Origin of the sequence: Flavobacterium sp. XS2P24, assembly GCF_030010285.1 — a bacterium.
Taxonomy (GTDB): domain Bacteria; phylum Bacteroidota; class Bacteroidia; order Flavobacteriales; family Flavobacteriaceae; genus Flavobacterium; species Flavobacterium algoritolerans.
Map to the genome: position 1 here is coordinate 15422 of NZ_JASCRU010000031.1, position 22591 is coordinate 38012.

The 22591-nt window shown below is 34.2% G+C and carries 20 protein-coding genes; 6 read left to right on the top strand and 14 right to left on the bottom strand.

The window, feature by feature from the left end; all coding sequences use genetic code 11:
- Positions 1-3: 3 nt before the first annotated feature.
- The 3 genes from QLS31_RS14370 to QLS31_RS14380 all read left to right on the top strand — a co-directional run bounded on the left by QLS31_RS14370 (position 4) and on the right by QLS31_RS14380 (position 6226).
- Positions 4-4044: a T9SS type B sorting domain-containing protein gene (locus tag QLS31_RS14370; protein ID WP_282744424.1), complete on the top strand. Its 4041-nt coding sequence runs from the start codon at positions 4-6 to the stop codon at positions 4042-4044.
- Positions 4045-4129: 85 nt separating this feature from the next.
- Complete coding sequence (bshC, locus tag QLS31_RS14375) at positions 4130-5719, top strand: bacillithiol biosynthesis cysteine-adding enzyme BshC (RefSeq protein WP_282744425.1); 1590 nt, start codon at positions 4130-4132, stop codon at positions 5717-5719.
- Positions 5720-5806: 87 nt separating this feature from the next.
- A complete protein-coding gene (locus tag QLS31_RS14380; protein ID WP_091259031.1) occupies positions 5807-6226 on the top strand; it encodes a nucleoside-diphosphate kinase in 420 nt (139 codons plus the stop codon).
- 146 nt (positions 6227-6372) lie between these two features.
- On the opposite strand, the gene QLS31_RS14385 is transcribed toward QLS31_RS14380, so the two are convergent.
- Both QLS31_RS14385 and QLS31_RS14390 read right to left on the bottom strand, forming a co-directional pair.
- Positions 6373-6669: a DUF721 domain-containing protein gene (locus tag QLS31_RS14385; protein ID WP_099715934.1), complete on the bottom strand. Its 297-nt coding sequence runs from the start codon at positions 6667-6669 to the stop codon at positions 6373-6375.
- Complete coding sequence (locus QLS31_RS14390; protein ID WP_282744427.1) at positions 6650-7090, bottom strand: hypothetical protein; 441 nt, start codon at positions 7088-7090, stop codon at positions 6650-6652. Before QLS31_RS14390 ends, QLS31_RS14385 begins: the two co-directional genes overlap by 20 nt.
- A gap of 250 nt (positions 7091-7340) precedes the next feature.
- On the opposite strand from QLS31_RS14390, the gene QLS31_RS14395 reads away from it, so the two are divergent.
- Positions 7341-8417 carry a serine hydrolase gene (locus tag QLS31_RS14395; protein WP_282744428.1) on the top strand — a complete coding sequence of 359 codons (1077 nt, stop codon included), beginning with the start codon at positions 7341-7343 and terminating at the stop codon, positions 8415-8417.
- Between the two features lie 187 nt (positions 8418-8604).
- On the opposite strand, the gene ftsY is transcribed toward QLS31_RS14395, so the two are convergent.
- The 10 genes from ftsY to QLS31_RS14445 form a co-directional block, all read right to left on the bottom strand.
- A complete protein-coding gene (gene ftsY / locus QLS31_RS14400; protein ID WP_282717051.1) occupies positions 8605-9558 on the bottom strand; it encodes a signal recognition particle-docking protein FtsY in 954 nt (317 codons plus the stop codon).
- Positions 9559-9686: 128 nt separating this feature from the next.
- Positions 9687-9839 carry a DUF4295 domain-containing protein gene (locus QLS31_RS14405; RefSeq protein ID WP_073370281.1) on the bottom strand — a complete coding sequence of 51 codons (153 nt, stop codon included), beginning with the start codon at positions 9837-9839 and terminating at the stop codon, positions 9687-9689.
- 74 nt (positions 9840-9913) lie between these two features.
- Complete coding sequence (gene rpmG / locus QLS31_RS14410; RefSeq protein ID WP_017495179.1) at positions 9914-10096, bottom strand: 50S ribosomal protein L33; 183 nt, start codon at positions 10094-10096, stop codon at positions 9914-9916.
- A 27-nt stretch (positions 10097-10123) separates the two neighbouring features.
- The gene (gene rpmB, locus QLS31_RS14415) at positions 10124-10360 is read right to left on the bottom strand and encodes a 50S ribosomal protein L28 (RefSeq protein ID WP_024980263.1); all 237 of its coding nucleotides are present in this window, start codon (positions 10358-10360) and stop codon (positions 10124-10126) included.
- 72 nt (positions 10361-10432) lie between these two features.
- The gene (locus tag QLS31_RS14420) at positions 10433-11686 is read right to left on the bottom strand and encodes a competence/damage-inducible protein A (RefSeq protein ID WP_282744429.1); all 1254 of its coding nucleotides are present in this window, start codon (positions 11684-11686) and stop codon (positions 10433-10435) included.
- 213 nt (positions 11687-11899) lie between these two features.
- Entirely contained in the window at positions 11900-12244 is a 345-nt protein-coding gene (locus QLS31_RS14425; protein ID WP_099715939.1) for an Hpt domain-containing protein, read from the bottom strand.
- Entirely contained in the window at positions 12244-12855 is a 612-nt protein-coding gene (locus QLS31_RS14430) for a fumarylacetoacetate hydrolase family protein (RefSeq protein WP_282744430.1), read from the bottom strand. The genes QLS31_RS14425 and QLS31_RS14430 overlap by 1 nt, the downstream gene beginning before the upstream one ends.
- A gap of 18 nt (positions 12856-12873) precedes the next feature.
- On the bottom strand, positions 12874-13650 hold the full coding sequence (locus QLS31_RS14435; protein WP_099715941.1) for a 3'-5' exonuclease: 777 nt from the start codon (positions 13648-13650) through the stop codon (positions 12874-12876).
- A gap of 173 nt (positions 13651-13823) precedes the next feature.
- Positions 13824-15125 (bottom strand): dihydrolipoamide acetyltransferase family protein, encoded by a 1302-nt coding sequence (locus QLS31_RS14440; protein WP_282717057.1) that lies wholly within the window; start codon positions 15123-15125, stop codon positions 13824-13826.
- 84 nt (positions 15126-15209) lie between these two features.
- Complete coding sequence (locus QLS31_RS14445; RefSeq protein WP_282744431.1) at positions 15210-16385, bottom strand: glycosyltransferase family 2 protein; 1176 nt, start codon at positions 16383-16385, stop codon at positions 15210-15212.
- Positions 16386-16703: 318 nt separating this feature from the next.
- Here QLS31_RS14445 and QLS31_RS14450 point away from each other — a divergent pair, with 318 nt between their 5' ends.
- Positions 16704-18566, top strand: coding sequence for an ABC-F family ATP-binding cassette domain-containing protein (locus tag QLS31_RS14450; RefSeq protein WP_282744432.1), 1863 nt, complete (start codon positions 16704-16706; stop codon positions 18564-18566).
- 904 nt (positions 18567-19470) lie between these two features.
- Here the strand turns inward: QLS31_RS14450 and QLS31_RS14455 are convergent.
- Positions 19471-21018, bottom strand: a complete 1548-nt coding sequence (locus QLS31_RS14455) for an SDR family NAD(P)-dependent oxidoreductase (protein WP_282744433.1) — start codon at positions 21016-21018, stop codon at positions 19471-19473.
- Between the two features lie 187 nt (positions 21019-21205).
- Between QLS31_RS14455 and QLS31_RS14460 the strand changes: the two genes are divergently transcribed.
- Positions 21206-21997 (top strand): class I SAM-dependent methyltransferase, encoded by a 792-nt coding sequence (locus QLS31_RS14460; protein ID WP_282744434.1) that lies wholly within the window; start codon positions 21206-21208, stop codon positions 21995-21997.
- Between the two features lie 54 nt (positions 21998-22051).
- On the opposite strand, the gene QLS31_RS14465 is transcribed toward QLS31_RS14460, so the two are convergent.
- A complete protein-coding gene (locus tag QLS31_RS14465; protein WP_282744435.1) occupies positions 22052-22420 on the bottom strand; it encodes a DUF6565 domain-containing protein in 369 nt (122 codons plus the stop codon).
- Positions 22421-22591 lie beyond the last annotated feature (171 nt).

A 22591-nucleotide genomic window follows, 5' to 3' on the forward strand; every position in this document is an offset into this window, starting at 1 on the left:
CCGATGAAAGAAAAATTACTTCTATTATTTTTATTGTTAATTACACCATTATTTGCTCAAAATAAAAATCAATCGATAGGTTTTAAAGAAAATAAAGGACAGATTATTGACCAAAAAGGAAAGGCGAATCCTGCGGTAAAGTATCTATTAAATTCAAATGGACTAAATGTCCAGTTAAAGAAAAATGGATTTTCATATGATGTTTATGAGACCAAAAAACTTCCTATAAGACATTCGATAGAAAAAAGAAGTTTATCTCCTTTAGATATTAGTAAAGAAAAAACACAGGATTATACTTTAGAATATGTTTTTCACAGAATAGATATTGATTTTGTTAATTCCAATCCCAACGTAGAATTAGTTACAGCCGAAGCTTCTAAAGATTATGATAATTATTACAATATCCCGAATAAACCTGAAGGTATTGTTAATGTACATCAGTACCAGCAAATTACATATAAAAACATTTACCCAAATATTGATGTAGTTTTTTTCGTTCCAAAAGATACTTTGAAAACAGTGGAATATAATTTTGTGGTGCATCCGAAAGGCAAAATATCGGATATCCAAATGAAATTTAATGGTGCCAAAACGGATTTAGTTGATAACAAAATCAAAATAAATGTTCGTTTTGGGAAAATGGAAGAGACCCTGCCCGCTAGTTGGACAGAAGACGGGATAGAGAAAAAGGAAATTACTGTTGGTTACAAAAAAATCAAAAATAATGTTTACGGATTTGAAACAGCAAATATTACTATTGATAAAACGGTGATTATTGATCCAGTTCCTGTGCGGTTGTGGGGAACTTATTATGCCGGAAACAATAGTGAATACTCAACTGACATATGTAACGACAAAAATAATAATGTTTATTTTTCAGGCTATACATCAAGTACGACAAATATAGCAACATCTGGATCTTTTCCAGTACCATATTATTATGCTAATGGATTTATAGCAAAATTCGATTCAAATGGAACAAGAATTTGGGGTGTTTATTATTCCACTACTCCATCAACAATTAAAGTAGATTCCAATGAAAATTTATATTTCACTGGGAAAACATGGGGAGAAACAAATGTATCAACTCTCGGTTCACATCAGCCATTACATGCTGACTATGACGATGCCTATTTAGTGAAATTAAATTCTTCCGGAATAAGAGAATGGGGAACTTATTATGGAGGTATTTCATCCGATAAAGGAAATGATATTAGTTTTGACAATGACAACAATGTCTATTTGGTTGGTGTTACAGGCAGTTCTGGAAATATTGCTACAAATAATACTCATCAACCTACTCATGGATTAGGTTATCTTGATGATGATGGTTTCATTGCTAAATTCACTTCTCAGGGAGTTAGAGTTTGGGGTACTTATTTTGGTGGAACTGATGGAGATCAAATTTTTTCATCAAATATTTCTGATGATGGTTTTTTATATGTAACCGGAAATACCCGCAGTGTTACAGGCATATCAACTTCAAATTCTTATCAACCGAATATGATTGGCTATGCCTCAGGAATGATAGCTAAATTTACTTTAGATGGACAAAGAGTTTGGGGTACTTATTTTAGTGGAAATACTAGTGCTACCATTACAAAATCAAAAATAAATAACAATTTTCTATACCTTATTGGCATAACAAATAGCCGTGATAATTTGAATAGTACTGGAACTTTTAATGAAAATTTCATAGACTTACCAATGAATTTCGGTCTCAGCAGTTATATTTCCAAATTTGATGTTACTACCCAAAATCTAGTTTGGGGTACCTATTTTGGAGAATTTATACAGGATTTAAAAGTCAATTCAAATAATAAAGTTTTCGTTACTGGATGTACAGATCAAACTACAGGTATAGCGACTGCTGGATCGTATTCTTCAAGTAATCAGAGACAAGATGCCTACGTAATAAAGTTAAATGAAATCGGACAAAGAGAATGGGGCACTTATTATGGAGGAAATGGTAACGAAGGAATTAATGGAGCTGCTGATGTTAATAATAAAATGTCGTTGGATCAATTAGATAACATTTATTTAGTAGGTAACACAACCAGTACTACCGGAATTTCAACTCCGGGAGCACATCAAGAAAATCACATGCTAAATTCAGTAGGTGGACTATATAATATATATTTAGCCAAATTTCAAGATTGCCTTTCTTCTCCCGAAATCTCTTCCAATTCCCCAATCTGTATAGGAAATACCATAGAACTAAAAGCTTCCGGCGGAACAAATTATTCTTGGACGGGGCCAAACGGATTCGCATCAATTGAACAAAATCCAACAATTCCTAATGCAACAACTCAAAATAGTGGTCAATATAGTTGTAGCATTACTGGAACTGGCGGTTGTGATGATACAAAAATAATTGAAGTAATTGTTGGTGATGTTGAATCGCCAATTCCTAATCTTGCTACACTTCCAATGGTTACAGGTGATTGCAACACTGTAATTACTACAATCCCAACAGCAATGGATAATTGTTCAGGTACGATTACAGCAACTACCTCAAGTGCGGTTTCGTATAGTTTACCTGGAACATATACTGTGGTTTGGAATTATAATGATGGCAACGGAAACACATCAACACAAAATCAAACCATCACAATTAATAATCAGCCCTTACCTTCAACCTCCCCACAAACCTTCTGTATCCAACAAAATGCAACTTTAAATGAGATTTCAATTACAGGACAAAACATAAAATGGTATGATACTTTGACCAATGGAACACTTTTATCAAATACAACTTTATTACAAAATAACACAACTTATTATGCTTCGCAAACCATTAATGGCTGCGAAAGCGAAAGAATTCCTGTCCTAATAAATATTCAAAATACTCCTGCTCCAACAGGAAATACAAGTCAGACTTTTTGTTCCAGTCAAAATCCAACTTTAAATACTATTGTAGTTTTAGGAACTGCGATAAAATGGTATAATAGTCTTGGAGTTCTTTTGTCTAGTTCAACTCCTTTACAAGATGGTGAGACATATTATGCTTCGCAAACAGAAAACAGCTGCGAAAGTCCTAATAAACTAGCTTTAACTATTTCTCTAATAAATACTTTGCCCGCAAATAATTATGAAGAATTATTTTGTGATGATTTGAATGACGGTTCTGAAAAAGTAAATTTATCAGACTATAATTCGAAGCTAATTTCAAATACTTCAGGATATACATTTTTTTATTATTCAACTATTTCAGGAGCAGAAAATCAATTTGCTGCCAATCAAATCACTAATTTTTCAAATTACAACTTAGTCGTAGGTGACAACAAAATCTACGTTCGAATCAATTCGAATACGCCTTGTTATGCTCTTGTTGAATTGAAATTAACTCTTTTATCAAAACCAATTATTTCAATTCAGGACATTGTACCCATTTGCGAAAACAATACTATTATAATACATGCAGATGCCGGTTATGACAGCTATTTATGGTCAACTGGAGAAACAACACCATCCATAATGGTATCTACTCCCGGTAATTTTTCAGTAACTGTCACCAATAATTACAATACAATTTCTTGTTCCAGTACAAAGAATTTTGAGGTAAAAAAATCAAATATTGCAACAATTACAGCTATTGAAACTAAAGACTGGACTGATAATGAGAATACAATCACCGTTTTTGCATCAGGTGAAGGTGATTTCGAATATTCAATTGACGGTATTCATTTTCAGGATAGCAATCAATTTTCGGCATTATATAGTGGTGAATATACTGTACATGTCAGAGATAAAAATGGTTGTGGAACAGCTACTGATGTAGTCTTTTTATTAATGTATCCAAAATATTTCACACCAAATGGAGACGGTTATAATGACACTTGGAATATTAAATTTTCAGAACTAGAAACCAACTTGACTGTAAAAATATTTGACCGTTATGGAAAATTATTAAAAGTACTAATCCAAAATGGAGCTTGGAACGGAACTATGAATGGACACGAACTTCCATCAGATGATTATTGGTTTATTGCAACCAGAACTGATGGAAAGGAATATAAAGGTCATTTTACTTTAAAGCGATAATTACTATTTTCCTAAACATATCTTAAACCAAAAAAACATAACTTTACTTTTTCTTACTTTAGCGACAAATTTAGAAACTCAAAACATGCCAACCGACTGTATCAGCTATCAGAATTCAGGATATTTTTCTACTTTAATGAATGATTATTTAGAGGAAAAAAGCAATCTTCAATCTTTATACCATCATTTTCCAAATCTTCAAAACTTTGGATCACAAATTCAAGAAAAAAAAGCGAATTTTAATGATACATCCAGAGCTACTTTAGTTTCTGTTTTACAAAAACAATATGCTACAGTTGAAACTTCGGCTTTAACAAATCAAAATATTGCCGCTTTAGCCAATTCCAATACATTTACCGTTACCACTGGTCATCAATTGAATTTATTCAGCGGACCATTGTATTTTTTATACAAAATTATTTCGACCATTAATTTAACAACCGAATTAAAATCGAAATATCCTGATTCAAATTTTGTCCCAATTTATTGGATGGCAACGGAAGATCATGATTTTGAAGAAATCAATTATTTTAATTTTAAAGGCAAAAAATTCCGTTGGAACAAAGAAAGTACAGGTCCCGTTGGCCGATTGTCTACTGAAGGTTTAGCTGATTTCCTTGAAGTATACGCACTGGAATTAGGTTCCAGTACAAATGCAAATACGCTCAAAAAACTGTTTGAAGATTCTTATCTTAATCATGATAATTTAGCCGATGCTACTAGATTTTTGGCTAATGCGCTTTTTGGTGCATATGGCTTAGTTATTTTGGATGCAGATAATCAGGACTTAAAACGCAACTTCATTCCTTTTGTAAAAGAAGAATTGCTTCACCAATCCTCCCATAAATTGGTATTGGAAACTGCCGAAAAATTAAAAGACTATACGATTCAAGTAAATCCTCGTGAAATCAATTTGTTTTATATTGAAGATAATTTACGAGAACGCATCATTTTTGAAAACAATACCTACAAAGTAAATCATACAAAAATTGAGTTTTCTGAAAGTGAAATTTTATCACTTTTAGAAAATCATCCTGAAAAATTCAGTCCTAACGTGATAATGCGTCCATTGTATCAAGAAGTGATTCTCCCTAATTTATGCTACATCGGCGGAGGTGGAGAAATCGCATATTGGCTAGAACTAAAATCCTTTTTTGCTGCAGCTAAAATAACTTTCCCAATGCTGTTACTTAGAAACTCTGTGCTATTGGCTACCGAAAAACAAGCTAAAAAAGCAGACAAACTAAATTTGAGTTGGAAAGATTTATTTTCAAAACAAGCCGATTTAGTAAATACTAAAACCACAGAATTATCAGATTTCCCAATCGATTTAACGCATTTGAAAGAACAATTGCAAAAACAATTTAGTGCGCTTTATGAAGTAGCGAATAAAACAGATGAATCTTTTATTGGAGCTGTAAAAGCGCAGGAAGTAAAACAAATTAAAGGATTAGAAAATCTGGAGAAACGCTTGCTGAAAGCACAAAAAAGAAAGTTAAGCGATATTTTACAACGCATTACCGACTTGCAAAACGAATTATTTCCTAACCAGAGTTTACAGGAACGTCAAACTAATTTTTCAGAATTTTACCTAGAAAACGGCGACAATATTATTCCAACATTGATCGAACAGCTCAAACCACTGGACAACAAATTCGACATTATTGTACTTTAATCAGATTACGGTTATTTGAATGCCGAATTTGTAAAAATAATCAATAAAAAAATACTATTTTTGCACAAAATTTAAAAAACAAAAAAAATGGCTACTAATAGAACATTTACAATGATCAAGCCTGATGCTGTTGCTAACGGACACATCGGAAACATACTTGCAATGATTACTAATGCAGGTTTCAAAATCGTTTCTTTGAAATTAACGCAATTAACTATTGCTGATGCTCAAGCATTTTATGAAGTTCACGCTGCAAGACCTTTCTACGGTGAATTAGTAGAATTCATGTCAAGAGGACCAATTGTTGCTGCTATTTTAGAAAAAGATAACGCTGTTGAAGATTTCAGAACTTTAATTGGTGCTACAAACCCAGCTGAAGCTGCTGAAGGAACTATCCGTAAAGCTTACGCAACTTCTATCGGAGAAAATGCAGTTCACGGTTCTGATAGCGATGAAAATGCAGCTATCGAAGGTGCTTTCCATTTTGCTGGAAGAGAGCAATTTTAATTTATGATTGAAGATTAACGATTTTTGAATTAAGATTTAGAAATCGTTAAATAAAAAAAATCCCGTTTCAAAATTGAAACGGGATTTTTTTATATCAAAAATCTGAAATCTGAAATCTAAAATCGTTAATCAACAATCTAAAATCATTACCTCAAAACCACATCTTTCACCACATCACGTCTTAACTCCTCATTAATCATAGCCACAATTTTAGATCTTCCGTGACTTAATTCTTCTCTCAATACTGAAGAACTCAACTCCACATACAAAGTGCTTCCTTTCAAAACCACATTTTTAGTGTAATTATTCACACCATTCCCCATAAGATTTTTCCACGCATCTTTCACATCAATTTGATCCATTCCGGGTTGAAGTTTATTCACTTGGATAATTTGTTTCAAAACATCCCCTATCGTACTTTGATTATTCAGCCTTTTTGCCATCGCCCAGTAAATTTATTGGTGTTGCTTTTTTATAATGATATTCCATTTTGTCCTTGTTCAGCAATACTAATTCTTCCTCTGACAAAGCAATTAACTCCTCACTCCATTTCATATAAGATGTGGAATAATCCAAAAATACTTTATCATCGGCAAATCGCACCGCTACGTTTTCATAAACATCATTCACCAAAAAAGTTCCGTCCAATTGTGGCATCACTTTCTTTCGAATCCCTTTACTGTCGCTTATTTTAAAAAAATCATAACTTTCATTCAAGCCATAATCCTTGTCTTTCCCAGCATCAAAAACAACTTTTTCAATTTCCCAATATCCGTTTATTTTAGAAATGTCTGCAGGCTTAATCTTTTGCTGACACCCCACAAAAAGGAATGCTATAAAAAAAATGCTAAGTGTGTTTTTCATATAATTATTATTTTTAGGAGCTAATTCCTGATGGAAGCGACATCCTTTTTCTTGCTATTCTTCCTTTCGTCAGAATAGCAAGAAAAAGGATGTCGCTTCCATCAGGGCTAGTCAATTCGGGTTAAATCTCGCTTGTTCTAAATACAAAGTTACTCTTATTAAATTCAAAGAAAACAAAAATAGCAGAAACACATTAAACTATTTTCTATATTTTTGGTCTTAAAGGAATTAGAAACAAATCAGTAGCAAGATGTCAAAAATAATCTACAGTCTCCTCATCCTAATATTTTGCAGTAGCTGCAGTTCCGAAACTACGGAACCAACTCCCACTCCTACACCTGAAGAAACAATCTATTTCCCACCTTTAACAGGCACAACTTGGGAAACAAAATCTATTGCGAGTTTAGGTTGGAAGCAATCCGCCGTGCAACCATTATTGGATTATTTGGCACTCAAAAATTCAAAATCTTTCATAATTCTTGTCAACGGAAGAATCGTAATGGAAAATTATTTCAACGGTCATGATGCCAATGCTTTTTGGTATTGGGCAAGTGCCGGTAAAACACTAACATCAACTGTAACGGGAATTGCACAACAAGAAAACCTGATTAACATCAACAATAAAGTTTCACAATACATAGGAACTGGCTGGACTAGCCTGCCTTTAGCAAAAGAAAATTTGATTACAAACAAACATTTACTCAATATGACTTCCGGATTAGATGACAGTACGGATGATGTTGATCCTGTGAACCTAAAATACAAAGCTGACGCAGGAACACGTTGGGCCTACCATAATGTCTATGTGAAATTACAGGATGTGATTGCGCAAGCCAGCGGTCAAACCTGGAATGCCTATTTCAACACTAAATTGAAAGATAAAATAGGAATGGATGGAGCATGGTTTCAGTTAGGTAATAATTCTGTTTATGGAAGTAATACTCGTTCTATGGCACGCTTTGGTTTGTTAATCTACAACAAAGGAAAATGGGAAAGCAATGCTATAGTGAATGAAAACTATTTAAATGAAGCTACTAATACTTCACAAACCATAAATATGGGATACGGTTATTTATGGTGGCTGAATGGAAAATCAAGTTACCATTTACCACAAAGCCAACTGCAGTTCAATGGTAGTTTAATACCAACAGCTCCAGCCGATATGTATATGGCATTAGGCAAAAATGACCAAAAAATCTATGTCATTCCCAGCAAGAAAATGGTCGTTATCAGAATGGGAGATGTTGCAAATCCAGATAATCCAACTTTTGCTTTATCCGATTTTGATGAAACATTATGGCAAAAAATTAGTGCTTTATACCAATAGATTTACTTGGTTTTCAAACGTCTCATAAAACCTAAAACAAAGAAAACCAACCCTATTATCAACAAAAAATAATAAAAACCAAGACTTTTATCTCGAACAAGATTTGCCAATATAAAAGAAATGATACTCACTAAATAAAGATACATTGGAGGTGTATTTTTTAAAGAAGAAAAATCCATTCTAACTATTATTTAAAAAAACTATCAACAAACTCATACTTATTAAAAACCTGAAGATCTTCAATCCCTTCTCCAACACCAATGTATTTCACAGGAATTTTAAATTGATCTGAGATTCCTATTACAACCCCACCTTTTGCTGTTCCGTCTAGTTTTGTAACTGCTAAACAAGTAACCTCTGTAGCTGCTGTAAATTGTTTCGCTTGTTCAAAAGCGTTTTGACCGGTTGAACCATCCAAAACTAATAACACATCATGTGGTGCATCACCAACAACTTTTTGCATCACTCGTTTTACTTTAGTCAATTCGTTCATTAAATTAATTTTATTATGCAAACGACCTGCAGTATCAATTATAACAATATCGGCATTTTGCGCCACTGCTGACTGCAAGGTATCAAAAGCTACCGAAGCCGGGTCACTTCCCATATCCTGACGAACAATAGGAACTCCTACTCTATCCGCCCATATTTGCAACTGATCGATAGCTGCGGCACGAAAAGTATCGGCTGCACCAAGAACCACATTATAACCTGCTTTTTTAAACTGATAGGCTAACTTACCAATGGTAGTGGTTTTCCCAACTCCATTAACTCCTACCACCATTAAAACATAAGGTTTAGTTTGAGTTGGAATTACAAATTCAGTTGCTTCTCCTGTATTTGTCTCTGATAATAAAGCTGCAATTTCTTCTCTAAGAATTTGATTGAGTTCCTCTATACCAAGGTATTTATCTGAAGCAACACGATTCTCGATTCTGGTAATTATTTTTAATGTCGTATTTACACCAACATCTGAGGCAACAAGGATTTCCTCTAAATTGTCTAAAACTTCATCATCAACTTTTGACTTTCCGGCAACAGCTTTGGTTAACTTCGAAAAGAAATTTGTTTTTGATTTTTCAAGACCTTTGTCTAATGTTTCTTTTTTCTCTGATGAAAATATTCTTTTGAAAAAACTCATTGTATAAATAGTATTAAGAATGAAGTATTTAAGTCCTTAGAACCAATACGTTTTTCTAATGGTAAATATAGAAAATAAAAAAGCTACTTCCGAATGAAAGTAGCTTTTCTATATAATGTGATTGCTAATTATTTCTTTTTCAAGAATTCATCAACAGCTTCAGGAGCCATAATAGATTCTACGAATGTATATGCACCTGTTTTTGGAGATTTCACCATTTTGATGGCTTTTGATAATCTCTTAGAAGATGTTTGTAACGATGCTACGGTTTTCTTTGCCATGATTCAAATGTTATTTAAATTTAAATAAAATCTTCAAATGTTACCATTTAAGATTTTATCAAAATCTCTAATTATTACTTAATTTCTTTGTGAACAGTTACACGTTTCAAGATTGGATTAAATTTTTTAATCTCTAATCTATCTGGTGTATTTTTTTTGTTCTTTGTTGTTATGTATCTTGAAGTTCCTGCAACACCCGAAGTCTTGTGCTCAGTACATTCTAAAATTACCTGGATTCTATTACCTTTCTTTGCCATCTTGCTATTTTTTTATTTTGGAATGGATTATTTAATAAATCCTTCTGACTGCGCTTTTTTCAAAACTGCAGCGATTCCATTTTTATTAATTGTTTTTATCGTAGATGCAGCTACTCTTAGAGTAATCCATCTATCTTCTTCTGGAAGATAAAAACGCTTTTTAACTAAGTTTACAGAAAATTTTCTCTTAGTTTTGTTCATAGCGTGAGAAACGTTATTTCCTACCATCGCTCTTTTACCTGTAAGGTCACAAACTCTTGACATTATACTTATCTTTTATCGTTATTCAAAATCAGGGTGCAAAGAAAAGAAAAATAAACCTATTAAGCAACAAATTTATTGTACATTTTTTAAAATTTCTTTCTGTAATAGTTCTAAACTTTTAATTACAGCTCTATCTATCACTTTTTCACGGGGTTGACCAAAATTAAATTCTTCAACAATTACTTCGCTTGGCGTTGCCAATGCAATAAAAACTGCTCCAACTTCTGCATTTGAGTCTCCTTTTGATGGTCCAGCGTTTCCGGTTGTCGCAATTGCATAGTCCGTTTTCATCATGTTTTTTATATTCAAAGCCATCTCCGAAACTACCGCTCTACTCACAACAGAATGTTCTTTTATGAGACTTTCCGAAACACCCAAAACATCAATCTTAGCAGCAGTTGCATACGAGACAACACCTCCTTTAAAATATTTTGAAGCCCCGGAAACCGATGTCAATACTGCTGCAATTTTACCTCCGGTACAACTCTCAGCAGTGGAAATGGTTTTATTTTGCTTTGTAAGCATTTTTCCTATTACAACTTCCAAGGTTTCATCATCATCAAAACCCACTATAATATCATGGATTATCGCATCCAGCGAATTTACATTTTCTTCGAGAGCGGCTTCTAATTTTTCTTTATCAGTGCCACGGGCAGAAAGACGCAGACGAACTCTTCCCGGTGCAGGCAAATAAGCCAACTTAATAAATTCAGGAAGGTTATTTTCCCAATCCTCTATTCGTTCGGCAACCATACTTTCACCTTGTCCGTAAGTGAGAATTGTTTTATGGATAATATAAGGTCGTTTGTATTCCCGAACTACTTTTGGGATAATTTCATGCTCCACTAAATACTTCATTTCATAAGGAACTCCGGGAAGCGAAATAAAAACTGTGTTTTCCTTTTTCATCCACATTCCTGGCGCAGTACCTACTTGATTGTGAAGCACCGTACATTTTGAAGGAACCAGTGCCTGATCTTTATTGATCTGCGTAATTGTTCGCTTGTAGAAACCTTCTATAAGTTGCGTAACATGGGCCAGCACTTTTTGGTCTACAATCAATTCATCTTCAAAATAATCACAAAATGTCTTTTTGGTAATATCATCTTTTGTTGGTCCTAAACCTCCAGTTATAATAACCAAATCGACTTTGTTTTGAAGTACTGTAAACGTATCTAAAATGTGTTTCTTATCATCACTAATCGAAATCATTTCATTGATTTCAACACCAATTTTATCTAACGACTTAGCTATAAAACCCGAATTTGTATCGACAATTTGGCCTATTAAAATTTCGTCACCAATGGTAACTATGGTTGCTTTCATTTTTTTTGTGATATTTTTTGTGGGATTGCAATCTTAAAAAGAAATGTGTAAAATAGCACATTCCGTTTTTTGCGTGAGGGATAGTAGTGAAAATCCTTCCTCGTTTTTTAACGAGAGAGATACTTTACCTAATAATTATTTTCATAGGAGTTCAGTGAACTTAGTTTGTAACGCATAGCCCGACCCGCTTTTTCAGCGGGTCACGCCCCAATATTACAAATCGAAATCTTTTTTGATTTCTTTGATAGCGTCATTAACTTGGTTTTTTACGCTCTTAAAAGTTTCTTTGATGTCTTTCTTTTTACCTTCGGCTTTAGTCCAGGCTTCGATTTGAAGAATCTCCTCAAAAGCCACGTTTAACCCCATTAAATCAAGCGTAGGTTTTATCTTGTGCGCATAAGCATAAGCGTGCTTATGGTCTTTCTTTTTTATTCCTTCTTTGATTTGTACTAAATCATCTGGAACTTCGGTAACAAACAATGTCAAAATTTCATTTACAAATTCTGCATCGTTGTCTGAAAGTGCGTACACTTTTGAAAGGTTGTAGTTTATAGCCATTATTTTACTTGTATTCTAAAGAGTTGTTGTCCTTCTAAAAATCCTTCCAAAACGTCATCTGGCTTTACAGCAGCTACTCCTTCTGGAGTTCCTGTAAAAATAATATCTCCAGTTTTTAAGGTAAAAAACTGAGAAACGTATGAAATTAGCTCGTCAATTTTCCACAACATATGACTGGAATTACCCTTTTGTACCGTTTTATTGTTGTTGGTTAATTCAAAAGTAATATTTTCTAATGAACTAAATTGATTTTTTGGTAAAAATTCACCTATAACTGCCGAGCCGTCAAATGCTTTTGCTTTTTCCCAAGGCAAGCCTTTTGCTTTTAATTTCGCCTGTAAATCACGTGCCGTAAAGTCAATTCCAACACTAATTTCGTCATAATATTTATGCGCAAACTTAGGCTCGATGTATTTACCAACTTTATTTATTTTGACAATAATCTCAATCTCGTGATGAATATCCTCCGAAAATTCCGGAATCACAAATGGATGCTGCTTTAATAAAACGGCCGAATCCGGCTTCATAAAAACAACAGGTTCTGTTGGTCTTTCGTTGTGTAATTCTTCTATATGATTGGTGTAATTTCTACCAATGCAGATTATTTTCATTTCCTATTGATTCAAAAATTAGCTTAATTTATTATTCAGTTTTCGAAGTTTTATTGCCGTTAGAACTTTCTTGGTATACAACGGAAAATCCGCATTTTGTATCCAACTGAAATAACCGGGTTCTGTTTCCAGAATTTTATCCACTTTCACTCCTTTGTGTTTTCCAAAAGTAAAAATCTCTTCATCATCCTTATCAAAAGCAATCATACCAGCAAAATCAGCAATTTTCTTTCTTGTGGTAAATTCCGATAATGATTTCATGTCGTTTTCCAGTTCCGGATAACGATCCAGTTGCGCTTTCAAAATTTCGTAAGTCGCCATAGTATCTGCTTCCGCAGAATGTGCATTTTCAAGTGTTTTTCCGCAATAAAACTTATGCGCCGCGCTTAAAGTTCGCTCTTCCATTTTATGAAAAACGGTCTGTACATCAACTGAAACCCTGTTTTTCATGTCAAAATCTACTCCGGCACGAAGCATTTCCTCTGCCAATAACGGAATATCAAATCGATCTGAATTAAATCCAGCCAAATCACTGTCTTTAATCATATTGTAAACCTGCGCTGCCAATTCATTAAAAGTAGGTTCGTTAGCTACTTTTTCATCAGTAATTCCATGAACAGCTGTTGTTTGCGGCGGAATTGGAATCGTAGGATTAACCAGCCAAGTTTTGCTTTCTTTATTTCCGTTTGGGAAAACTTTGAATATTGAGATTTCTACAATTCTATCTTTTCCGATATCAATTCCTGTGGTTTCAAGATCGAAAAAGCAAATTGGTTTATTGAGTTTGAGTTCCATTTTTAAATTTTGTGTGGATACAAATATATAGGTTAAACACGAATTTGACGAATTATCCCCAAATAATTTCTTCAAGAATTCTTGTCTTTTTGTGCAATTAAAACGGTGTACTAAAATAAAAACCCGACTGATTTTTGAAAATCGGTCGGGTCTACTATTCTAATTATATTTATTTAAACATCTCTGTTTACATCAAAAGCTTCTAAGTATTCAGCAACTCTTTTTACAAAACTACCACCTAATGCTCCGTCAACTACTCTGTGGTCATAGCTATGCGACAAGAACATTTTTTGACGAATTCCGATAAAATCTCCTTCTGGAGTTTCGATTACTGCCGGCATTTTACGAATTGCTCCAAGAGCTAAAATCCCAACTTGTGGCTGATTGATAATTGGCGTTCCAAAAACACTTCCAAAAGTCCCCACATTCGTAACCGTATAAGTTCCGCCTTGCGTATCGTCTGGTTTCAGTTTTCCCATTTTAGCACGGTTTCCTAAATCGTTTACCGCTTTTGCCATTCCTACTAAATTCAGTTGGTCAGCGTTTTTAATAACAGGAACAATTAAATTTCCGTTTGGTAACGCAGCAGCCATTCCTAGGTTGATGTTTTTCTTTTTAATGATATAATCACCATCTACAGAAATATTCATTCCAGGAAAATCTTTCAGTGCTTTAGCAACTGCTTCCATAAAAATTGGCGTGTACGTCAATTTCTCCCCTTCTCTTTTTTCGAAAGTAACTTTATTTTTCTCTCTCCATTTTACAATATTCGTCACATCCACTTCAATAAATGATTGTACGTGAGCCGAAGTTTGTACAGAAGCCACCATATAACCCGCAATCAGCTTGCGCATTCTGTCCATTTCTATGATTTCATCACCACCGCTTACTGATACTGGAGCTGCTTTTTGAGCCACTGGAGCTGCAACCGGTTTTTGAACTGCTGCAACCGGAGCTGAAACTGCTGGATGGCTTGTTCTATTTTTTACGTAGTCTAAAATATCATTTTTAGTAACTCTTCCTTCTTTTCCTGTTCCGGAAATTGATGCTAATTCTGCTACAGAAACCCCTTCTTCTTTGGCAATATTTTTTACTAAAGGCGATAAGAATTTTTCAGAATCAGAGAAATCAGCAGGAACCGCTACCGCTTCTTTAGCTACTTCAACTGTTTTTTCAATAATTGCAACTTCAGCAGGAGCAGCAACTTCTTGAACTGTTTCAGTAACAGCTGCACTATCCGTTTCAATAATGGCAATAGTTTGCCCTACTTGAACTAAATCATCTTTACCGAACAGTTGTTCGACTAAAATACCCGAAACTTCGCTCGGCACTTCACTGTCCACTTTATCAGTAGCAATTTCGAGTACCGCTTCATCGGCTTCAATTTTGTCTCCAACTTGTTTCAACCAATTCGTAATGGTCGCTTCTGCAACGCTTTCTCCCATTTTCGGAAGCTTTAATTCAAATCTTGCCATATTGTTAACCTAAAAGGTGATTTTGATTTTCAGTTTGCGAAATTACTAAATATTTCAAATATAAATTACATTAAATGTAATTTTTTACTCTATTTCTATAATCTCACCTCTCTCGTTACTATTGTTACTTCCTATTAAAAAATTAGCGTTTTTTGGTATAATTTTAAAGGTAAACCTTTTATTTCTTGAAGATTCGAGAATTGCAATACACTCTTTAAAAGAAATGAATTCGTTATCTAAAATAACTTCTGTGCTTATTTTACTCTTAACAGAAGACGAAATTACCATTTTTTCTGTTTTCAAATCGTGAAACAGGACTTTTTTTTGCAAAACTAAACGGAGTTTATCTACTAATTTTTCGTTAGCCGAATACAACAGATATAATTTTGGAGTCTTTTTTATCCCGAAGTTTCGCGAGGATTTTCCTTGAAACATTTTTGCCAATGAGAAAAAGACAATTCCTATTTCCATAAAAAGTGAGAATATCACAGATACACGAAAATGCTTTTTATAAAAAAAATTCATCGCTTCCTGAAAACGTTTCATATACGTTTCGTCTTTAATGGTACTTTCTCCTTTATAATGGATTACGGTGGTTTCATGAAAATAATAATTAGATTTTCCTTCTTTCAGGATTCGATACGACAAATCGATATCATCAGAATACATAAAACAATCTTCATCAAATCCACCCATTTCAAGATATAAATCTCTTTTCATAAACATAAAAGCCCCAACGAGAATATCCACTTTTCCGGTTTGGTTTTCGTTTAAATACGCAGCATAATATTTTCCGAAAGTCCTTGATTTAGGAAATAATTTATACAAACCCGTGATTTTGGTAAAAGCGACCCAAGGTGTAGGAACACCGCGCTTGCTTTCGGGAAGAAAATTCCCGGTTCCATCAATAAGTTTACAACCCAAGATTCCTAAATCTGATTGTTTTTGGGCGAAAGCTAATATTTTTACAAATGTATCTTCGGCGACAACAGTATCAGGATTCAGAATACAAATGTATTCGCCTTGAGCTTGAGCAACTCCTATATTATTGCCTTTTGGGAAACCTATATTTTTGTTGTTTTGAATGAGTTTTACCTTTGGAAAACGCTTTTTTATCATTTTAAAACTGTCATCAAAAGAATTATTATCGATTACAATAATTTCTCCATCAATGGTTTCTATAGCGTTTTGAACGCTTAAAACACACTGTTCCAGAAAATGCCGAACATTGTAATTGAGAATGATGACAGATAGTTGCATTTTTCAAAGATATATTTTAAGAGGCAAAGAGACAAAGGTTCAAAGTCTAAAAAATAAAAAAACATGTTCTCCTTAGCCCCGATGGAAGGGAAAATCCTTTTTGTTCTTTCTTTAAGAACAAAAAGATTAGAATGACAGCGGGAACCATAACCTTAAATAAAACCAAATCTTTTGCTCCTAAAAAAAGATGTTAATTTTAGTTTTAATATTACTTAAACCACAAAAACTTGAAACTTGATGTAAATGAATTACTTTTGCAAAAAAGTTATGTTTCATAACATATACATAGCTCTTAATTTATAACTCATATCTTACAAAGTGAATTACCTTTCTGTAGAAAATATCTCGAAATCTTTTGGTGAACGTACGTTGTTTAAAGACATCTCGTTCGGAATTAATAAAGATCAAAAAATTGCTTTCATAGCCAAAAACGGTTCTGGAAAAACGACTATTATGAGTATCATTAATGGTCTAGAAGAATCTGATACTGGACAAGTCGTATTGAGAAAAGGCATCAAAATGGCTTTCCTTTCGCAAAATAATAACTTACAGGACGAATTAACGATTGAAGAAAGCATTTTTGCATCGGATAATGAGACTTTGAAAGTGATTGAAGCCTATGAAAAAGCGTTAGAAAATCCAGAAGACGAAGAAGCTTACCAAAAAGCTTTTGACGGAATGGATCAACACAATGCATGGGATTTTGAAACGCAGTACAAGCAAATTTTATTCAAACTGAAGTTGGAAAATTTCAAACTGAAAGTAAAAAATCTTTCCGGTGGACAGAAAAAAAGGTTGTCACTGGCTATCATTTTAATTAATCGTCCCGACTTGTTAATTCTGGATGAGCCTACAAATCACTTGGATTTAGAAATGATTGAATGGCTGGAAAGTTATTTTGCAAAAGAAAATATTACGTTGTTCATGGTGACGCACGACCGTTTCTTCCTGGAGCGCGTTTGTAATGAAATCATCGAACTGGACAACGGAAAATTATACCAATACAAAGGAAATTACTCCTATTATTTAGAGAAAAAAGAGGAGCGTATCGCATCCGAAAATTCGAGTGTGGATAAAGCACAGAATCTTTTTGTGAAAGAACTGGAATGGATGCGCCGTCAGCCAAAAGCGAGAACGACAAAATCGAAATCACGTCAGGATGATTTTTATGAAATTAAGGAAAAAGCGCAAAGTCGGCGTCGTGAGAACAAAGTAGAGCTTGAAATTAACATGGAACGTATGGGAAGCAAGATTATTGAGCTTCACAAGATTTCCAAAAAATTCAAGGACCATGTCATCATGGATAATTTCAGTTTTGATTTTCAACGTGGCGAGCGCATTGGAATCATTGGAAAAAACGGAACCGGGAAATCGACTTTCTTGAATTTATTGACCGGAACTTTGCCACTTGATGGTGGAAAAGTGGTAATTGGTGAAACCATAAAAGTGGGCTACTACACGCAAAGCGGGATTAACCCAAAACCGGGTCAGCGCGTGATTGATGTGATTAAGGAATACGGAGAATTTATTCCGTTGATGAAAGGAAAATTGATTTCGGCTTCGCAACTGTTAGAGCGTTTCTTGTTTGATGCTAAAAAACAATATGATTTTGTAGACAGATTGAGCGGTGGAGAATTGAAACGCTTGTACTTATGTACGGTTTTGATTCAGAATCCGAATTTCTTGATTCTGGATGAACCTACGAATGATTTGGATATTGTGACACTGAATGTTTTGGAAAGCTTCCTTTTGGATTATCCAGGTTGCCTTTTAGTGGTTTCTCACGATAGGTATTTCATGGATAAAATTGTGGATCATTTATTCATTTTTAGAGGTGATGGTGTGGTCGAAGATTTTCCTGGAAACTATTCTGATTTCAGAGCCTACGAAGACAGTAATGATGTAGCGCAAAAAGAGGAAAACAAAGCAGAAAAGAAAGACTGGAAACAAAATAATCCAACTGGAAACCTAACGTTCAACGAGCAAAAAGAATTTCAGAAAATCGAACGAGAAATCAAAGATTTAGAGATTCAAAAAGTGGCTATCGAGCAATTATTCTCTGATGGAAAAGTGCAAGAAAGTGATGTTATGACCAAAGCAAAGGAATTAGAGAACATCAACAATAAGATTGAAGATAAAGAGGAAAGATGGTTTGAGCTTTCTGCGAAGATAGAAGGATAAAAAGTCATCGCGAGGTAAGATAGCTATCCAAATAACCAGAGCCACAACAAAATATAATTCTGTTGTGGCTTTCTATTTTTAATATTAAAGTGTTTACCCAAAATTTAGGCCTGCAATCTTTAAATAATTTTCCAAACTAATGTTTTTTAGTTTTATTCTTTTTTTTCCATGAAAATAAGTAGATATACACAAGGATGTGTTACTATTTCTCTTTAATTTGATTTCAAAATCTATTTATTATTCATTATTCTAAGAAAACTACCTGCTAAACAATACTTAATAATTTGATAAAACAACAATAGAAACAAAAAAAATTCACTTTATGTTTATAGATTTACTTAATTATTCTATTAAAAATAATTTTTAAATCAACAAAAATGTTAAAAAAATTTACATTATCTGATAAGCTTCTTTTTATAGCAGCTTTCCTTTCGTTAGTTTTCTCAGAAACTTTATACTTTCAGGGAAATAAAGAGCAAGCAATCTTTATTGGAATTTGGGTTCCTTCCATATTAGCATTTGGTATTTATTTAAAACTTATACAAAACAATAAAGATGTCTGATTTTATCCCATATTTTGCAGCACTAATAACACTTTTATTTGGGCTAGGATTTGCATTTGCACTTAGATCTCCTAAGGACAAATAGACAAATATTAGGTACCATTCTTTAGTGTAAGCAAAAGCGACATATTTGCTACAAAAGCTAAAGAATTGAAAAAATTATCAATATAATTGAAGAGAAAGAGGAACTAAACTTTGAACTTTCTACCAAGATAGAAGGATAAAATTAGTATTCGATATTCAGTCACAGTTTGCAGCATTGAAACATTAATACTATTTAGTTTACACCCACAACAAAATCTAATTCTATTGTGGGTGTTTATTTTATAAATCTGAAAGTTTTACCAAGGAATCGGATTGTAATCTTTCAAAAACTTACCGCACCAATGCTTTCCTGTATTGATACCGTCAAACAACGGATCCATAACTCGTGCAGCTCCATCTACAATATCCAATGGCGGTTGAAAATCTTCTTCTTCCTGTTTTCTTTTGGCTAATTCTGCCGGATCTTCGTCGGTTACCCAACCAGTATCTACCGCATTCATAAAAATACCATCTTTTGCCAAAGTTCCCGAAGAAGTGTGCGTCAACATATTCAAAGCGGCTTTGGCCATATTGGTATGCGGATGGCGGTCTTCCTTGAAAAAGCGATGAAACTTCCCTTCCATTGCCGACACATTGATGATGTGTTTTTTTCCGGTGTTGTCTTTCTTCATTACTTCCGAAAGGCGGTTGCACAATACAAATGGCGCTACAGAATTCACCAATTGCACTTCTATCATCTCCGTGGTTTCTATTTGTCCCAATCGCAAGCGCCAACTGTTGGTTTTTCTCAAATCTACTTGCTGCAAATCGGCATCAAGTTCCCCTTCCGGAAAAACTTCATTTGCCACCAATGCATTATCAAACGAATACGGAATCTGGGATAATTTGGCGGAAGCCCGCAACCCTATTCCAGGTTCTGGTCCGTGCCAAGTCACTGGCATATTCTGATTTGGGGAAGCTCCAGATGTCAACACTTTCAATTCATCCAAACAATTGGTATGATCCAGCAATAATTCTTGCGCTTGTTTTGGCAAAGACGTAATGGAACGCTCTTCGTTTTCCATTAAATGGGTGTAGAATCCGGCGGGACGTCTCACCGTTTGCGCGGCATTATTGATTAGAATATCCAATCGCTCGTATTTTTGCTCTATAAAGTTGCAAAAAATCTCCACACTCGGAATATGTCTCAAATCCAATCCATGAATTTTCAAACGATGTCCCCAATCCATGAAATCAGGTTCCTTAGAAAAACGCAAAGCCGAATCCACCGGAAAACGAGTCGTTGCAATAACGGTTGCTCCACCTCGTAAAAGCATCAACGTAATGTGATACCCAATTTTTAAGCGAGAACCTGTAATTACTGCCACTTGTCCTTTTACATCTGCCGTTTGAAAACGTTTGGCATAATTAAAATCACCACAATCGGTACACATCGTATCATAAAAGTGGTGCATTTTAGTAAATTCCGTTTTACAAACGTAACAATTTCGTGGAGTTTCCAGTTCTAATTGCTCTTTGTGGGCAAGATCATTGAAAGCCAATAATTTTGGCGCCACAAAAATACTCGCTTCACGCGCATGACGGATTCCAGTTTCCTTTCGGGCGGTACGGTCGCGTTTTTCCATTTTGCGTTTAGCAGCCACTTTTCCGTCTTTTTTTCTTCGGGAAAGCTCATCACGATCGGGTCTGGAAAACATTCCAGCTGCTTTGATTAAAGCTGTTCGTTGTTCTTTTGGAATATCAAATATTTGGTCGGTATCGGTATTCAATTGTGCCAAAATAGCAATGCATCGGTCAATTTCCTCCGAGCTTATGGCACTTTTATGTTCTATTTGTTCAATCATTATCGTAAAAAATGGGTATTATTCTTGGTGTAAATTCCAAGCGCGCAAAGATAGGCTTTTAAAGTCGTAAAGTTTCAAAGTCAAAAATCGTAAAGTCTTTGCTTTTGAATTTGTGCTTTTCACGTTTAAGACTTTTGACTTTCGACTATAATCTTACTATCTTCGCACCTACCTTCTAACAATCTCTATGTTTTTCCAAATAAAATCGTACTTACAATTCCTTTGGCACTCAAAAAATGAGCATGCTGTACATTCACCTTTTGTGTTTAATTTGTTGACCAAATGCTTTTACGATAAAAAATCAAAACCGGAATATGCTATTTTAAAAAAATATAGAAACTCGCTTTTAGCAAATAACAACACCATTGAAGTCACTGATTTTGGTGCAGGTTCGAAAGTTTTTAAATCGAATACAAGAGTTATTTCCAAGATTGCAAAAACAGCGGGGATTTCTCCAAAACGATCCGAATTATTATTTAGAATCACCCATTATTTTCAACCCGATACGATATTAGAAATTGGAACATCATTAGGATTAGCAACTTCGGCGCTTTCTTTAGGGTCCCGAAGCGTCGGGATAAAAGCAAAAATAATCACTTTAGAAGGTTGTCCCGAAACTGCAAAACAAGCTCAATTGCAATTTCAAAAATTCAATTTCAATACTATACGTTCCGAAATAACAGAGTTCAGTACTTATCTCCAAAACTGTACACTGAACACTGAACACTTTTCCTTAATTTACTTCGACGGCAATCACTCTAAGAAAGCAACGCTAGACTATTTTGAATTATTACTTCCTACAATAACTAACGAAACCGTTTGGATATTCGATGACATTCATTGGTCGCCAGAAATGGAAGAGGCTTGGGAAATCATAAAAAAACATCCAAAAGTGACGGTGACTATTGATACGTTTCAGTGGGGATTGGTCTTTTTTAGAAGAGAACAACCCAAAGAGCATTTTGTGATTCGTACCTAAAAAAAAATGACAGCCATTACTGACTGTCATTTCTAACATTGAATTAATTATTCCTTATTCTTTAGCTTTTTTCATTTCACCAGATTTTGCTCCCATTCTGTTAACAGTATACATTGGTGCAAATTTCAATTTTAAACTAGCAATTTTTCTGTTATCATCACCTGAAAGTCCTTCTTTTTCAACAGTATTTTTTCTGCTGTCCAATGCTTCATACATCAATTTAATTTCATCCCAGTCTTCACGAGAATAAGCATCTTTATTTGTTTCAACAGTACTTACAAATTGTTGATAAACACCAAGAATATTGTCTTTGTTTACCCATGTAAAGCTCATGTCATCCCCTATTTTTCCTTCACCAAACAAAGCATTTCTTAGTTGTTGTTTTGGGTTTGCAGCTACAGCAGCTTGTGCATTCTCTTGCATTTCAGCTTCATATTTAGCTTTTAACGCTTCATATTTAGCAGTTGCTGCATCAAGACGTCAGTCTGTGAAAAAACTTCCGTTTACTTATTAACAAATATAACAAAATGTTGGTATAAAAAGAAGATTTTTCGTATTTTTAAGCATGCAACACATCATAGGTATTTCACGTCA